At 73.2% G+C, this 16,127-nt stretch carries 12 protein-coding genes and 1 riboswitch; of the genes, 7 read left to right on the plus strand and 5 right to left on the minus strand.

Going from position 1 to position 16,127, the window contains the following annotated elements; translation table 11 throughout:
* Window positions 1–20 precede the first annotated feature (20 nt).
* The gene (locus BLW82_RS16705) at window positions 21–1,376 is read left to right on the plus strand and encodes an SWIM zinc finger family protein (RefSeq protein WP_093499561.1); all 1,356 of its coding nucleotides are present in this window, start codon (window positions 21–23) and stop codon (window positions 1,374–1,376) included.
* Window positions 1,377–1,713: 337 nt separating this feature from the next.
* On the plus strand, window positions 1,714–3,306 hold the full coding sequence (locus BLW82_RS16710; RefSeq protein WP_093499562.1) for a DUF5691 domain-containing protein: 1,593 nt from the start codon (window positions 1,714–1,716) through the stop codon (window positions 3,304–3,306).
* A 105-nt stretch (window positions 3,307–3,411) separates the two neighbouring features.
* On the opposite strand, the gene BLW82_RS16715 is transcribed toward BLW82_RS16710, so the two are convergent.
* Complete coding sequence (locus tag BLW82_RS16715) at window positions 3,412–3,828, minus strand: coenzyme B12-dependent isobutyryl CoA mutase small subunit (protein WP_093499563.1); 417 nt, start codon at window positions 3,826–3,828, stop codon at window positions 3,412–3,414.
* Window positions 3,829–4,155: 327 nt separating this feature from the next.
* Here BLW82_RS16715 and BLW82_RS16720 point away from each other — a divergent pair, with 327 nt between their 5' ends.
* Window positions 4,156–5,022, plus strand: coding sequence for an esterase/lipase family protein (locus tag BLW82_RS16720; protein WP_093499564.1), 867 nt, complete (start codon window positions 4,156–4,158; stop codon window positions 5,020–5,022).
* Between the two features lie 254 nt (window positions 5,023–5,276).
* Window positions 5,277–6,758: a M23 family metallopeptidase gene (locus BLW82_RS16725; protein WP_093499565.1), complete on the plus strand. Its 1,482-nt coding sequence runs from the start codon at window positions 5,277–5,279 to the stop codon at window positions 6,756–6,758.
* A 55-nt stretch (window positions 6,759–6,813) separates the two neighbouring features.
* Here BLW82_RS16725 and pcrA read toward each other — a convergent pair whose 3' ends face one another.
* Window positions 6,814–9,306, minus strand: a complete 2,493-nt coding sequence (pcrA, locus tag BLW82_RS16730) for a DNA helicase PcrA (RefSeq protein ID WP_093499566.1) — start codon at window positions 9,304–9,306, stop codon at window positions 6,814–6,816.
* A 335-nt stretch (window positions 9,307–9,641) separates the two neighbouring features.
* Window positions 9,642–9,817: riboswitch (cyclic di-AMP (ydaO/yuaA leader) on the plus strand.
* An 8-nt stretch (window positions 9,818–9,825) separates the two neighbouring features.
* On the opposite strand from pcrA, the gene BLW82_RS16735 reads away from it, so the two are divergent.
* Both BLW82_RS16735 and BLW82_RS16740 read left to right on the plus strand, forming a co-directional pair.
* Window positions 9,826–10,989, plus strand: a complete 1,164-nt coding sequence (locus BLW82_RS16735) for a C40 family peptidase (RefSeq protein WP_093499567.1) — start codon at window positions 9,826–9,828, stop codon at window positions 10,987–10,989.
* Window positions 10,990–11,216: 227 nt separating this feature from the next.
* A complete protein-coding gene (locus tag BLW82_RS16740; protein ID WP_093499568.1) occupies window positions 11,217–12,185 on the plus strand; it encodes a tellurite resistance/C4-dicarboxylate transporter family protein in 969 nt (322 codons plus the stop codon).
* A gap of 39 nt (window positions 12,186–12,224) precedes the next feature.
* Here BLW82_RS16740 and BLW82_RS16745 read toward each other — a convergent pair whose 3' ends face one another.
* Complete coding sequence (locus BLW82_RS16745; RefSeq protein ID WP_093499569.1) at window positions 12,225–12,578, minus strand: hypothetical protein; 354 nt, start codon at window positions 12,576–12,578, stop codon at window positions 12,225–12,227.
* A gap of 411 nt (window positions 12,579–12,989) precedes the next feature.
* On the opposite strand from BLW82_RS16745, the gene BLW82_RS16750 reads away from it, so the two are divergent.
* A complete protein-coding gene (locus BLW82_RS16750; protein WP_093499570.1) occupies window positions 12,990–14,048 on the plus strand; it encodes a C40 family peptidase in 1,059 nt (352 codons plus the stop codon).
* A gap of 58 nt (window positions 14,049–14,106) precedes the next feature.
* Here BLW82_RS16750 and BLW82_RS16755 read toward each other — a convergent pair whose 3' ends face one another.
* Complete coding sequence (locus tag BLW82_RS16755) at window positions 14,107–14,820, minus strand: LuxR C-terminal-related transcriptional regulator (RefSeq protein ID WP_093499571.1); 714 nt, start codon at window positions 14,818–14,820, stop codon at window positions 14,107–14,109.
* Window positions 14,817–16,109, minus strand: coding sequence for an ATP-binding protein (locus tag BLW82_RS16760; protein ID WP_093508088.1), 1,293 nt, complete (start codon window positions 16,107–16,109; stop codon window positions 14,817–14,819). Before BLW82_RS16760 ends, BLW82_RS16755 begins: the two co-directional genes overlap by 4 nt.
* Window positions 16,110–16,127 lie beyond the last annotated feature (18 nt).

A 16,127-nucleotide genomic window follows, 5' to 3' on the forward strand; every position in this document is an offset into this window, starting at 1 on the left:
CGGGACCTACCTTCGATGGCATGACTCAGCAGGGGGTGCGCTGGAGCGTGGACCAGGTGCTGGCCTTGGCGCCTGACGCCGCGTCACGCAAGGCGGGAAGCAGGCTCGGAGCGGCGGGGCCGTGGTCCGGGGCCGGGAGTTGCGAGGAGGGGACGGTATGGGGACTGTGCAAGGGCAGCGGCAGCAAGCCGTACCAGACGATCGTGGACGTCGCCGACCCGGCGGGGCCCGCCTACAAGTGCAGCTGCCCGAGCCGGAAGTTCCCCTGCAAGCACGCTCTCGGCCTGCTCCTGCTCTGGGCGGGCGGGGACGACTCGGTGCCGGCGGCGCGGCAGCCGCCGGACTGGGCCGAGCAGTGGATCGCGGGCAGACGCAGCCGTGCGGAGGGCAAACGGCCGACGGGCGCCGGGAGTTCCCCGGCCGCCGCTGATCCCGAGGCGGCCCGGCGCCGGGCGGAGCAGCGGGCCGAGCGGGTCACGGCGGGCGCCACGGAGCTGGAGCAGCGGCTGTCCGACCTGCTGCGCGGCGGCCTGGCCGCGGCCGAGCAGGCGGGGTACGGGCTGTGGGAGGAGACGGCGGCCCGCATGGTCGACGCCCAGGCTCCCGGACTGGCGGCGCGGGTAAGGGAGTTGGGGGCGATACCGGGCTCCGGTCCGGGCTGGCCGGTGCGGCTGCTCGAGGAGTGCGCGCTGCTGCACCTCCTCGTCCAGGGCTGGCTGCGCCGCGACCGGCTCCCGGCGGACCTCGCGGCCACGGTGCGCTCCCGCATCGGCCTGCCCGCCCCGGCGGACGGTACGCCGGTGCGCGACCGCTGGCTGGTCCTCGCCCAGTACGACACCGCGGACGCGAAGCTGACGACCCGCCGGATCTGGCTGCACGGCGCCGACTCGGGCCGCACGGCGCTGCTCCTCTCCTACGGTGCCGCAGGCCGCGCGCCCGAACTGGCGCTGCCCGTCGGCCTCGCCCTGGACGCGGAGCTGTCCGCCTTTCCGGGTGCGGGGCAGCACCGGGCGGCACTGGGCGAGCGGTTCGCCGCACCCGCGCCCTCGTCGGCACGGCCGCCGGGGGTACCGACGGCACAGGCGGCGGCCCGGTACGGGGAGGCACTGCGCGACGACCCGTGGCTGGAATCCGTGCCGGTGACGCTCGGCCGGGTCGTGCCGGTCCCGGACGGCGACTCCTGGCAACTGGCGGACGCCGAGGGCGAGTCGGCGCTGCCCCTGGCGGCCGGCACCCGTTCCGGTCCGGGGCTGTGGCGGCTGGTCGCGCTCTCGGGCGGCGCCCCGGTCACGGTCTTCGGCGAGTGCGGCCACCGCGGCTTCACCCCGCTGACGGCCTGGCCGCAGGAGACCGGCGAGGCGGTACCGCTGTGCTGACCCGGCCGGCCCGCGATCCGCGTCGCACTCCCACCGACCCAGGGGCAGCTCAGCCGCCCTCCCGCGCGCGGCGCAGCCGCCGTCCGCGAGCGGCGGTCGCGTCCGGGGCGGCGCAGCCGCCGTCCGGGGGGAGGCCGGCTGCGCCCCCGGCCGAACGCGGGGGAGGAACTGCGCGACCAGCCCCGACGCACCCGCACCCGGCCGCCCACCACTCCCACCCGAACCGACCCGACACCATCGCCCCGTACCCGACCGACTCGCGGCACTCGCGAACCTCGCGGACTCGCCGCACTCGCCGCACTCGCCGCACTCGCCGCACTCGCGGAAAGGGAACCCCGTGACCGCTTGGGAAGATCTCGTCACCACGGCGCTGCTGGGCACGGACCGGCGCCCGCCGACGACCGGCGGACCGTGCCGCGAGGCTCCCGTGGCCCTGCTGGACGAGGCGGCCGTGGCGACCGTACGACGGCGGGCCGGGCTGCGTCCGGCACCGGCCGCACACCGCCCCGAACCGACCCCCGGGGACCCGCGCCCCGCGCTGCCCGCCGCCGCGGCACGCAGACTGGCGATGCTGCTGTCCGATCGCCCCGGCACCGCGGCCGGCGGCCGGCGGGGTACCTCGCCGGACCTGATGGAGCTGCTGCCGCAGTGGCTCGCGGCGGCCAACGCACGCGGGTTCGCCGCTCCCCCGCAGGCGCTGCCCGCACTGCTGGACGCGGCCCGGGGCCGTACCGACCTGCGGGCCGCCGCGCTGGCCTTTGCGGGACCGCGCGCCCTGTGGCTGGCCCGGCTCAACCAGGACTGGCGGTTCGCCCTGCGCGCGGCCCCGGGCGGCGGCGCGGCCCTGCCCGGCCCCGAGGACACCGACGGGATACGGCAGTTGTGGCAGGAGGGGCTGTTCGCCGAGCGGGTGGCCCTGCTGGCCGCGCTGCGGGCCCGCGCGCCCGAGTCGGCGCGCGAGCTGCTGGCCGGGACCTGGGCGACGGAGCGGGCCGAGGACCGGCTGATGTTCCTCGACTCGCTGCGCATGGGACTGGCCGCCGGGGACGAGCCGTTCCTGGAGCAGGCGCTGTCGGACCGCAGCCGCAACGTGCGGACGACGGCGGCCGAGCTGCTGTCCGCGCTGCCCGGCTCGGCGCTCGCCGGGCGGATGGCGGTGCGGGCCGGGGCGTGCGTGGCGGTCGACCGCACCGGGGACCGTCCGGTGATCGCGGTGGAGGCACCGCCGGAGTGCGACCCCGGGATGGAGCGCGACGGCGTCGTGGCCAAACCGCCGGCCGGACGCGGCGAGCGGTCCTGGTGGCTGGGGCAGCTGGTGGAGGCGGCCCCGCTCTCCGGCTGGCAGGCCCGGCTCGGCGGCCGGAACCCGCAGGAGATCGTGGCGCTGCCGGTGGCGGACGGCTGGCAGGGCGAGCTGCACGCGGCCTGGTGCCGGGCCGCCGTACGGCAGCGGGACGCCGAGTGGGCGAGAGCGCTGCTCGGGGTGCCGGGGGCACCGGAGGCGGCCGGTCCGGGCGCGGTGTCCCTGGCCGAGCGGGCCAAGCTGCTGGGCACGCTGGCGGGCGACGAGCGCGCCGGCTGGGTGGCCGGCTTCGTCGCGGCACACGGCCTGTCGGAGGCGTTCCAGCTGCTCGGCGTCTGCGCCGTGCCGTGGTCCGCGCCACTCGGCCGGTCCGTGGTGGACGCCCTCAACATCGCGCGGGACGCGGGAAGTTACCCGTGGAGCTTCAGCGGGGTGATGGGCCTGGCCGAGCGGTGCCTGGATCCCTCGGAAGCCGGCCGCCTGGACGCCCTCCTCGCGGTACCGGACGAACGCGAGGACGCCTCACCGGGAGCCGGCGGCTACTGGGCCGAGGCGTTCCAGCGCCTGGTGACGACACTGAGGCTGCGGGCGGCCATGCTCACAGAGCTGGACGACCGCGCCCCCTAGGGGCACGGGGAACCGCCCGACAGGCCCGCACCGCCCCGCAGCCGCACCGCCCCGCGGCCGGCACATGGCCCGCACCCTCCGAAGCCGGCTCCCCGCGAACGCGGCCTACGCCTCGGTCGGCTGCCGCACGTTCTCCCGGACCCACTCCACGATCGACGCCGTCGTCGCGCCCGGCGTGAAGATCGCGGCGACGCCCTTCTCCTTGAGGGGCGCGATGTCGTCCTCGGGGATGATGCCGCCGCCGAAGACGAGGATGTCCTCGGCGTCACGCTCCTTGAGGAGGTCGATGACCGCGGCGAAGAGGGTGTTGTGGGCGCCGGAGAGGATGGAGAGGCCGATGGCGTCGGCGTCCTCCTGGATGGCCGTGTCGACGATCTGCTCCGGTGTCTGGTGGAGCCCGGTGTAGATGACCTCCATGCCCCCGTCACGCAGCGCCCGCGCGATGACCTTGGCCCCGCGGTCGTGGCCGTCGAGCCCCGGTTTGGCCACCACCACGCGGATCGGACCGGCTGCCACACCCATCACTGCCTCCATGACCACGAAACGAACACGCCGACATCCATGCGTACCGAGAAGTACCGCACATTCGGCGCGTTCCGCCACCCGCCTCGAGTGAACGAACGTTATCTCCAGCATCGCGCAACCGGCAGTTTCGCGGAGGTTACAGAGGGGGAAATCACACACAGCGGGACACGTCAGGGAGCCGCAGCGTGGTCCGCGGGGACGGCAGGAGCGCGCGACGCGGCACGTCGTCGCACCCTGCCACCCCCCGCAGCCTCCGTCCCGGCATCCCCATGAGGGCACACGGGGGACGGAGCTGTCCTCGGCGTGCCGACAGGAGGTCGGCCGATGAAGGTCACCGAGGTACTACTGGAGCCCTTTCTCCCGTTCTGCCGCCGCTTCCTGCCCAGCAGACTCGCCGGCCTGTCGGTGGCCCTCCTGAAGTCGACCGCCCTGGAGGCCGCGATCCTGGCCGGGCATCTGCTGCTCTATCCGACCGGCCTCACCCCCGAGCGCCGCCCGGCCGTCCCGCCCGTACCACCCGCGGAGCCCGACGGCACGGCCCGGCTGCCGGTCCGGGCGGCCCCGCCGGTCGTGCTGCTGCACGGTTTCATCGACAACCGCTCGGTCTTCGTCCTGCTGCGCCGCACCCTCGCCCAGCACGGCGGCCAGCGCATCGAGTCGCTCAACTACTCGCCGCTGACCTGCGACATCCGCACCGCGGCCGAGTTGCTCGGCCGCCATGTCGAGGAGATCTGCGAGCGCACCGGCAGCGGCCGGGTCGACATCGTCGGGCACAGCCTCGGCGGGCTGATCGCGCGCTACTACGTCCAGCGCCTCGGCGGTGACCTGCGCGTCCGCACGCTGGTGACGCTCGGCACCCCGCACTCCGGCACCCGGGTGGCGCCGCTGGCGGACGCGCACCCGATCGTGCGGCAGATGCGCCCCGGCTCGGCGGTCATCGAGGAGCTGGCCCGGCCCGCGCCCGGCTGCCGTACCCGGTTCGTGAGCTTCTGGAGCGACCTCGACTCGCTGATGGAGCCGGTGGAGACGGCCCGCGTCGACCACCCGGACCTCCTGGCGACGAACGTGCGCGTGACCGGGATCGGCCACCTCGCCCTGCCCGTCCATCCGGCGATCGCGAACGGTATACGACAGGCCCTCGACGAGACGCACCCCGAGGAGCGGACCGCGGGCGGTCTGACGGTGGCCTGAGGGTGCACCGGAGCGCCCGTTCATGACCGGCTGGGACCTCCGCGGGGGGCCTCCAGGACCTCCCGGGACCCCCACTCGCCTCGAACAATCATCGAACACAAAGCCAAGCCCGCGCCCGTCGTCCCCCGAAACACGGCCGAATGCCCGTTTCCCGAAACAGCGAAACCTGTTGAAGATTGTCGCGCCCGTATACCGCCGGGTACAGTCGCCGCACTGCTCTGCCAGCCCCTGTTGTCGAGGCGAAAGAGAAGTTGGTGAACGACCGTCACCCGTCGGGGACCATGACCACCCCGGCCCCGGCTTCCGACGCCGACCCGGCGCACTACGCGGCGTACGGCACCCAGGAAGCCCAGTACGGCGACTTCACCACGTACGGCGACCACACCGCCACCGGCACCGCGTTCCACAGCGACCCGCTCTTCGGCAGCCTCCCCGGACAGGGACAGGCCACCGGGGCCTACGACACCACGCAGTGGCAGACCTCCGGCGGCCAGACGCTGAACTACGACCCGTACGCGGCCCAGCACCACGCCGCCTACGACTCCGGCGCCTACGACAGCACCGCGTGGACCGTTCCGGCGCAGGGCACGGCCCCCGACGCCAGCGGCCAGTGGGACGCGAACGCCTGGCTGCAGCCCGACCAGCCGGGCATGGCCGGTGCGACCCAGCAGTGGGAGTGGGGCACCCAGGCCTGCGACACCGGCGTGTACGACGCCACCCAGTGGAACTCCGACGGCACCCAGGCGCACGTCCCCGAGCACGAGCCCGAGCACGCGCAACAGCACGAGGCGTACGGGGACTTCGAGGAGCAGGCGGAACACGGGCAGTACGCGGAGCACGGCGGGCACGACGGGTTCGCGGAGTCCACGGCGGACTTCCCGGACGACGTGGGGTTGACCGCGACCGGTGAACTGCCTGCAGTAACGCCACTGCTGGAGGACCAGGAAGAGGTCACCCCGGCCACTCCTGCGGCGACTCGCGCCGGCTCCCGCGCGGGGGCGCGTTCCCGTCGCCGTACGCCTCCCAAGCGGTCCGCGCTGCTGACCGTGGCGGTGCCCTCCGTGTGCGTGATGGGGGTCGCCGGGATCGCGGCCGCCTCCGTCAACGGCCTGACCGACAACGGCAAGGACACCACGGCCTCGGCCTCCGACGCGCAGTCGGTGAAACCGTCCGCCGCCAACAGCAGGCTGGACGCCCAGCTGAGGACGCTCTCCGCGGGTGCCGACGACTTCGCCGACCGGGCCAGCCGGACGCAGGAGCGCATCGACCTGAAGGCCCAGCAGGAGACCGAGAAGAAGAAGGCGGCGGCGGAGGCGGCCCGCAAGGAGCGGCTGCGCCCCAAGTACGTGCTTCCGGTCACGCAGAGAGGGCTCAGCGCCTATTTCGGCCAGGCCGGCGTCAACTGGATGTCCGTCCACACGGGCATCGACTTCCCCGTCTCCTACGGCACGACGGTGATGGCCGCGACCGACGGCGTCGTCTCCACCAAGTGGAACAGCGCCTACGGCAACATGATGATCGTGACGGCGAAGGACGGCACGGAGACGTGGTACTGCCACCTCTCGTCGTACCGCGTCGCCGCCGGTACGACGGTGAAGGCCGGCGACCCGATCGCGTACTCCGGGAACTCCGGCAACTCGACGGGGCCGCACCTGCACTTCGAGGTGAGGCCGGCCGGCGGTGCCGCCATAGACCCGCTGCCGTGGCTGCGCAGCCACGGACTCGACCCGACCTGATCCGGCCTGACCGGTACGGCTGGGCCCCGCCGCGGCGGGGCCCAGGTCTTCCGGGCTAGAGCTTCTCCACCGGCGCGTACCGCAGCAGCAGCCGCTTCGGCTTGGCGTCGCCGAAGTCGATCGTCGCCTCCGCGTTGCCGCCTGTGCCCTTCACCGCGACGACCGTACCGAGGCCGAACTGGTCGTGGGTGACGCGGTCGCCGGCCGCCAGCGAGACCACCGGCTTCTCCGAGGTCCGCCGGGTGGCGAAGCCGGACGCGCCCGACGCCGAGGAACGCGAGCGGGTCGAGGAGAGCGAGGCCGCCACGCCCGCGGCGGGCCCGGAGGAGACCGGTGCCATCGCCCCGGTCCGCTTCCACTCCAGATACGCGCCCGGGATCTCCTCCAGGAAGCGCGAGGGCGGGTTGTACGACGGCTGGCCCCAGGCGCTGCGCATCGCCGACCGCGTGAGGTAGAGCCGCTCCCGCGCGCGCGTGATGCCGACGTAGGCGAGCCGCCGTTCCTCCTCCAGCTCCTTGGTCTGGCCGAGGGCGCGCATGTGCGGGAAGACGCCGTCCTCCATGCCGGTCAGGAAGACCACGGGGAATTCCAGGCCCTTGGCGGTGTGCAGGGTCATCAGGGTGATGACGCCGTCGCCGTTCTCGTCCTCGTCGGGGATCTGGTCGGAGTCGGCGACCAGGGCCACCCGCTCCAGGAAGTCGGCGAGGCTTCCTGACTGCTCGCCCTCCCCGGACTCCTGCTCGAACTCCAGGGCCACGGAGGCGAGTTCCTGGAGGTTCTCGATGCGGGTCTCGTCCTGCGGGTCCGTGGAGTTCTGCAGCTCGGCCAGGTATCCGGTGCGTTCGTAGATCGCCTCCAGGACCGTGGCGGGGCCGGCGCCGGACTCCACGACCGTACGGAGGTCCTCCATCAGCGTGTTGAACCGCTTGACCGCGTTCGTCGACCGCGCGGCCATGCCGTACGCCTCGTCGACCCGCTTGAGCGCCTGCGGGAAGCTGATCTTCTCGCGCTGGGCGAGGGCGTCGATCATCGCCTCCGCGCGGTCGCCGATGCCGCGCTTGGGGACGTTGAGGATCCGCCGGAGCGGCACGGAGTCCTCCGGGTTGGCCAGCACCCGCAGGTACGCCAGGACGTCCCGGACCTCCTTGCGCTCGTAGAAGCGGACGCCGCCGACCACCTTGTAGGGCAGGCCGACCCGGATGAAGATCTCCTCGAAGACACGGGACTGGGCGTTGGTGCGGTAGAAGACGGCGACATCGCCGGCCTTCGCCTCGCCCGCGTCCGTCAGACGGTCTATCTCCTCGGCGACGAACTGCGCCTCGTCGTGCTCGGTGTCGGCGACGTAGCCGGTGATCTGCGCGCCCGCGCCGGCGTTGGTCCACAGGTTCTTCGGGCGGCGGGACTCGTTGCGCTCGATGACCGCGTTGGCGGCGGAGAGGATCGTCTGCGTGGAGCGGTAGTTCTGCTCCAGGAGGATCGTCGTCGCGTTCGGGTAGTCCTCCTCGAACTGGAGGATGTTGCGGATCGTGGCGCCCCGGAAGGCGTAGATCGACTGGTCGGCGTCACCGACGACGCAGAGCTCGGCGGGGGGCAGGTCGGGCTCGCCGGGCGGGGTGCCGGTGCCGTCGGCGCCGCCGCCGGTGCCGACCAGCTCGCGCACGAGGGCGTACTGGGCGTGGTTGGTGTCCTGGTACTCGTCGACCAGGACGTGCCGGAAGCGGCGGCGGTAGTGCTCGGCGACGTCCGGGAAGGCGCGCAGCAGGTTGACCGTCGTCATGATCAGGTCGTCGAAGTCGAGGGCGTTCGCCTCGCGCAGCCGCGACTGGTAGAGGGCGTAGGCCTGGGCGAGGGTCTTCTCGAAGCCGTCGCTCGCCCGGGCGGCGAAGTCCTCCTCGTCGACCAGCTCGTTCTTGAGATTGCTGACCTGGGCGCTGAACGACTTCGGCGGGAACCGCTTGGGGTCGAGGTCCAGGTCGCGGCAGACCAGGGCCATCAGGCGCTTGGAGTCGGCCGCGTCGTAGATCGAGAAGGAGGAGGTGAAGCCGAGCTTCTTGCTCTCCCGGCGCAGGATCCGCACGCAGGCGCTGTGGAAGGTCATCACCCACATCGCGTTCGCGCGCGGGCCGACGAGGTGCTCGACGCGTTCCTTCATCTCGCCCGCGGCCTTGTTGGTGAAGGTGATCGCGAGGATCTGGCCCGGGTGCACCTGGCGCGCGCCGAGCAGGTGCGCGATGCGGTGGGTGAGCACGCGCGTCTTGCCGGAACCGGCACCGGCCACGATGAGCAGCGGGGATCCGGCGTGCACGACGGCCGCCCGCTGGTTGTCGTTCAGCCCCTCCAGGAGTGCGGCCGGGTCCAGGGCCGGGCGGGCGGCACCGTCGCGGTAGTAGACGTCCCGGTCCGGGGGCACGTCGAACTTCCCGCCGAACAGATCGTCCGGAACCGGCTCCGGAGCGTGCTCGTCCTCGGGCGGCGGCGGGGGTTCCTCGTCGTGGCCGCGGGGGGCCTGGAGGCTCGCCAGGAAGCTGTCGTCAAAGAGGCTGCTCATCGCTCTCCGAGTCTAGGGCGCGCCACCGACAACCGGCCGCCGCCCCGAAAACTCGCCCCCGTGACCGAACGGATCCCCTCCGTCACAGCAGGTGGACGCGCGCCCCGCAGCCACCGACGCCCACCCCGGACCTTCGGATCCCTCCCGCCGGGACCTTTGGACCTACCCGGGCAAGTCGCCCATAACCTCTCGGATCGCCCCGCCCGAACAGAGCACAACGTTGAGGTCACGAAAATGTATCGGGCATATCGCACATCAAACTTCACAGAGACCACACGAGTTGGCTAGCGTGCCGGGCGGGCCGTACGACCCCCACCGGCGAACGTCGCCGGGCCGCACGGCCTCCGCCGAGTCCGGGGCGCCACCGCGCATCCGGAGCCGGGGACCCACACCGATCCCGGGGTGAATCGGTCCCGACTCCCCTCCCTGGGAGCGGACCGTAGGGCAACCCTTCCGAACCACCCGCCCGAACCCGACAGCTAACTCGGTAGGCGGAACACCGGAAGGAGTCGCCCCCCGTTGGCGTCGCACCGCAAGTCCCGGCCGTCAGGAGCGCGCGCGGCAGGCATACGCACCCCCGCGCTGGCCACCGCGGCCCTCACCTCCGTGGCCCTGTTCTCCCAGTCGGCCGAGGCCGCGCCCGCAGAGGACGGCAAGCCGAGCCTGGAGGAGGTCGAGAAGAAGGTCGACGCCCTCTACCGGCAGGCGGAGTCGGCGACCGAGAGGTACAACGCGGCCAAGGAGCGCACCGGCAGGCAGCGCAAACAGGTCGACGCCCTGCTGGACGACGTCGCCAGACGCGCCGAACGGCTCAACAAGGCACGTGCGGAACTGGGTTCGTTCGCCGCGGCCCAGTACCGGACCGGGGCGAGCGTTCCCGACACGGCGACCTTCCTGCTCGCGGACAGCCCCCAGGGCTACTTCGACCAGGACCAGCTGATGAGCCGCCTCACCTCGCGCCAGAAGGGCGCGGTCGACGACTACGTCACCCAGCAGTCCGCGACCATGAAGAAGCGGCAGGAGGCCACCGAGAGCCTCGAGTCGCTCACCGGGACGCAGGACGACCTCAAAGCCGCCAAGGCGACCGTGCAGACGAAGCTGGCCTCCGCGCGGGAGCTGCTCTCGCGGCTGACGGCCGCGGAGAAGGCCCGGCTGGCGGCGATCGAGAGGCGGCAGCGGGAGGCGGCGGCCCGCAAGGCGGCGGAGCTGGCGAGGCAGCAGTCCGCGGCAGCCGGCCAGGAGGCCTCGTCGTCCCCGTCGGCCTCGGGCGGCTCCGCTTCCGGTTCGGGCTCCGGCTCGGACTCCGGCACGGACTCCGCCTACGCCACGAAGGCCGCCAAGGCGATCGCCTTCGCCCGCGCGCAGATCGGCAAGCCCTACGTCTGGGGTGCCACCGGCCCCGGCTCATACGACTGCTCCGGACTCTCCCAGGCCGCCTGGAAGGCCGCGGGCGTCTCCCTGCCGCGCACCACCTACGACCAGGTGAACGCCGGCACCACCGTCTCCCTCGCCGACGCCCGCCCCGGCGACCTGGTCTTCTTCTACGACGACGTCAGCCACGTCGGCATCTACATCGGCAACGGCATGATGATCCACGCCCCGAAGCCCGGCGCCTACGTCCGGGAGGAGTCCGTCTACTACGGCGGCGAGTCGATCATCCACAGCGTGGTGCGCCCGGCCTGACCCCGCGGGGCGCCCGTCACTCCTCGGGCGCCCCCACCCGCTTCCCTCCGCCGGCCCGCACACACCACGGCGCCCGCCTGCCGCCACGCGTCCCCGGTCTCCCGCCGGCGCCCCTTGGCGCTCCTGTCCACCGCGCCCCTGCGGCTCGCGCGGCGCGGCACGGTTTCCGGTCCGCACGCGCGCGTGCCCCGCCCCTACCCCGGCCGGCTCTCCCTAGCATCAGGGGCATGTCCGGCATGTCACCCCTTCGCGCCTGGTGGGCGCGGCGTCCGCCGGCGGCCGGGGCCGCCGTGATGGCCACCGGCATCGTGTCGGTGGGGTTGCACCTGGTGGGCGCGGAGACCGTGTCCCGGGTGGCGCTGGTGGTGGCCTGCGTGATGTGGGTGGCGCTGGCCGCGGACTGCGTCGTACGGCTGGTACGGGATCGCCGGCAGTGGGCGGACCAGGCGCGGACGCCGGGCGCGCTGACCGCCGTGGCGGCGACGACGGTGCTGGGGACGCGGTTCTCGGCGCTCGGGTGGCAGCCTCTCGCCGAGGCCCTGCTGGCGCTGTCGGTGGTGCTGTGGCCGCCGTTGCTGGTCCTCGTCGTACGGCACTGGAAGCCGAGGATGCCCGGCGCGGTGTTCCTGGCCTGTGTGGCCACGCAGGGGCCGGCCGTGCTGGGCGCGACCCTGGCGGCGGCCCTGACCACGGCGTGGCTCGCCCACCTGTCGCTGGTCCTGTTCTGGCTGGGTCTCGCGATGTACGGGCTCGCCGTGCCCCGGTTCGAGTGGCGGCAGATCGCCCAGGGGCCCGGTGACCAGTGGGTGGCGGGCGGCGCGCTCGCGATGTCGGCGCTGGCCGGGGCGCGGCTGCTGGCCGCCGACAGCGCGCGGCTGTACCTGTGGAACGACGACGACCGGGGCGTCCTGCGCGTGGTGACGGTGGCGCTGCTGGTCCTGGACCTGGCCTGGTACGCCGTCCTGCTGGCCGCGGAGGTGGCGTGGCCCCGGCTCCGCTACGACGTGCGCCGCTGGGCGACGGTGTACCCGATGGGGATGACGGCGACGGCGACGCTGTCGGTCGCGGCCGCCGTCGGCGGCGCGTGGCTGAAGTGGCCGGGGCGGGTGCTGGTGTGGGTCACGGTGGCGGCCTGGCTGGCGGTCGCGGCCGGTGCGGCGGCGGGCGCCCGTGCCGTCCTCAGGAAGGCACGCTGAGGGTGCCGGGCATCCGGTCCACGACACGGCGCCGGAGGCTCAGGTCCACAGGACGGCGATGAAGATGTTCACCATCGTGAGCAGGCCGACCAGGCCGAAGGCGCCCTTCTCGACCTTCTCGTCGTCCCGTTTCACGTAGACGAGTCCGAGGATCACGATCAGCAGGGCGAGCTTCACGCCGATCTTGATCGTGTTGACGTGGTGGTCGTCGGCCTCGTTGAGGCCGACCAGGATCACGCCGGTCGCCAGCATGGTGAACGCGCCGTGCAGCATCCCGGGGACGAACCGGGCCGTGCCCTGGCCCATCGCCTTCATCTGGGTGAGGAAGCCGCCGAGGAGCGCGGCGATGCCGATGATGTGCAGGCCGACGAAGAGATGGATGAGTACGTCCATGGCCCCGGAGCCTAATCAGGGCCGTACGGGGCACCGGTCACCGGCCCCTCCCCCGGCGGCACCGCCCCGCATATATGCACGCCATAGCACCCCGCCTCGCCCATCAGGCCCGGAACCGCCGCTTCGGTCATCCCGCCCCGAGAAGCCGACGACTCCGGACCGCGATCCCGTCCACATACCGTCGGGTAGCGATCCGGTCACGCCAATTCCGCGCATCGCGTTACCAGGCCGACACACCCGGGCCTAGCGTCCTCCCCCAGGTGACCGACTCCCCACCGCCGCCCGGGCCAGGGCGGCACTCGGACACCACCGCCGAGAAGACCCGGCGGCGGCCCGTTCCCCCTGTGCGGGCCGCCGCCGGACGGCCAATCCGCACTCCCCGCGGTCGTACGAAAGGACGGGACAGTCCAGGTGGCAGCGCACCGCAAGCCCCGACAGCGCTCGCTCGGCGGCGGCACGGCCCGCACGGCCGTCACCCTCGCCCTGGCGGGCGCGGCCACCGCGACGGCCTTCGAAGGGACCGGAAACGCCGAGCCGCAGCTGACACCGGCCCAGGTGAAGGCCAAGGTGGACCAGCTGTACCAGGAGGCCGAGGAGGCCACCCAGAAGTACGACGGGGCGAAGGACAAGGCCGACACGGCCCAGCGGCGGCTGAGGTCGCTGCAGGACGAGACGGCCCGCGCGCAGCAGAAGCTCAACTCCGCCCGGGACGCGCTCGGTCTCGTGGCGGCCGCGCAGTACCGCGACGGCGGCATCGATCCGGCCTGGCAGCTGGCGCTGTCCAGCGATCCCGACCAGTACCTGGACGACGCGGCCGTCGCCGAGCGGGCCGGCGACCGGCAGGCCGGTGCGGTGGCACGGGTACGGCAACAGCTGCGGGGCATCGAGCAGTTGCGGGGCGCGGCGCATGTCGAGCTGACGGCACTGCGGTCCCGGCAGGCCGAGCTGAAGCGGGAGAAGGCCGCCGTCGTCGGCAAACTGGACGAGGCGCGAGAGCTGCTGGACCGGCTGTCACCGCAGCAGCGGTCGGCGGTCACGGCGGACGGCGGCACCGGACGCGCCTCACGCTCCACGGCGGACGCCCGCGCTCCGCTGACCGCCGGCAGCGTCGCCGCCACCGACTCGCGCGCCGCGGCCGCCATCGCCTACGCCTACTCGAAGCTCGGCAGCCCCTACGTCTGGGGCGCGACCGGCCCCGACGCCTTCGACTGCTCGGGACTCGCCCAGGCCGCCTACCGCTCCGCCGGAGTCTCCATCCCCCGCACCACCTACGCCCAGATCAACGCCGGCCGCCGCGTCTCCCGCTCCGAACTCCAGCCGGGCGACCTGGTGTTCTTCTACTCGGGCATCAGCCACGTCGGCATCTACATCGGCAACGGCCAGATGATCCACGCGCCCAACCCCTCGGCGCCGGTACGGATCGCCCCGATCGACGAGATGCCGTTCGCGGGCGCGACACGGGTCGTCTGAGCGGCCGCCCACGACCGGCAGGGCGGCCGCGAACCGGCGAACCGGCCGGGGAACGCCCTCAGACCAGGCGGCGTGCCGTCGCCCAGCGGGTCAGCTCGTGCCGGTTCGACAGCTGCAGCTTCCGCAGCACCGCCGACACATGGGACTCGACCGTCTTGACGGAGATGAACAGCTGCTTGGCGATCTCCTTGTACGCGTAGCCGCGGGCGATGAGGCGCAGGACCTCGCGCTCGCGCTGGGTGAGGCGGTCGAGGTCCTCGTCGACCGGCGGGGCGTCGGTGGAGGCGAAGGCGTCCAGGACGAACCCGGCGAGCCGCGGCGAGAAGACCGCGTCGCCCTCCTGGACCCGGAAGATCGAGTCGACCAGGTCGGTGCCGGTGATCGTCTTGGTGACGTAGCCCCGGGCGCCGCCCCGGATCACGCCGATCACGTCCTCGGCCGCGTCCGACACGGACAGCGCGAGGAAACGCACCGGCCGGTCGGCGTCCGCCATCAACGGGGCGCACCGGCGCAGCACTTCGACCCCGCCGCCGCCCGGCAGGTGCACGTCCAGGAGGACCACCTCGGGCCGGGTCGCGGTGATCACCGACACCGCTTGGTCGACGTCGGCCGCCTCGCCCACCACCTCGACGCCGGTCTGCTCGGTCCGGCCGATCTCGGCCTGGACGCCCGTCCGGAACATCCGGTGGTCGTCGACGAGGACCACACGCACCCGACGCCCGGCCTGGCCCTCGCCTTCCGCCGGGCCGTTCGCCTCGGTCGCGTCGCTCATGACGTCTTCTCCGCCCTCTCCATCTCCAGCTCGACCTCCGTGCCGCCGCCCGGCACGGACCGCAGCCGTGCGGTGCCACCGTGGCGTTCCATGCGGCCGATGACCGATTCTCTGACACCCATGCGGTCGGCGGGTATCGAGTCGAGGTCGAAACCCGGACCGCGGTCGCGGACGGACACGAAGACCGTCCTTCCCTCGACTTCGGCGTAGACCTGGACGGCGCCGCCCTCGCCACCGTACTTGGCCGCGTTGACCATCGCCTCGCGCGCGGCCTGCATCTGCGCGCCCGTCCGCTCGTCGAGCGGGCAGTCCCCGACCACGACGACCTCGATGGGGACCCCGTGCTTGTCCTCCACCTCCGCCGCGTTGCGCCGGACGGCGTCGGCGAGGGTGGCGGGTTCGTCGGCCTCGTCCTTGCCGGTGCCGTCGGGCTTGTAGAGCCAGGTGCGCAGGTCGCGCTCCTGGGCGCGGGCGAGACGGCGCACCTCGCCCGCGTTCTCCGCGTTGCGCTGGATCAGGGTGAGGGTGTGCAGCACGGAGTCGTGGACATGGGCGGCGACCTCGGCACGCTCCTGGGCGCGGATGCGCATCAGCCGCTCCTCGGAGAGATCCTGGGTCATCCGGACCAGGTACGGACCGGCGAGCAGCGTGATGCCGACGAGCACGGCGAGGGCCGCCTGGAGCACCGCGCCGATGTGCGCGGCGGAGCCCTGCATGACGAAGACGCCCGAGACACCCGCGGTGACGAGCAGGACACCGACGCCCGCGCGCAACAGGCTGAGCGTGCGGCGCCGGCTGCCGACCTCGACCCAGCGCGCCCGGCGGGCGTTGTCGGCCTGGCGCCAGACCAGGGCGACACCGGCCGCGACCAGGACCGCGGGAACGAGGTAGGCCTTGGCGCCGCTGGTCAGGTTGACGCTGCCCACGAACACCACGGACACGACGACCATGAGGAGCAGGGCGACGATCTGGCCCTTGTCGGGCTTGCGGGCGACGAGTCTGCGGCGGCCGTCCGCCGAGGTCTCGGTGGCGACCAGGGACGGCGGCTTCTGCCCGCCGACCCCGCCGACGCCGAGCGGCACGAAGAACCAGAACGCGGCGTACAGCAGGGCGCCGAGGCCGTTGGCCATGAAGAGGCCGACGAAGACGAGCCGCACCCAGACGACGGGCAGGCCGAGATGCCCGGCCAGGCCCCGCGCCACTCCGCCGAGCCAGCGGCCGTCGCTGCTGCGGTAGAGCTTGCGCGGCGGCCGCGGGTCGTCGAGTGGCACTGCTGCGGCTTCCGGCATGCCATCGATGTTCACACG

Origin of the sequence: Streptomyces sp. Ag109_O5-10 (genome assembly GCF_900105755.1) — a bacterium.
Classification (GTDB): domain Bacteria; phylum Actinomycetota; class Actinomycetes; order Streptomycetales; family Streptomycetaceae; genus Streptomyces.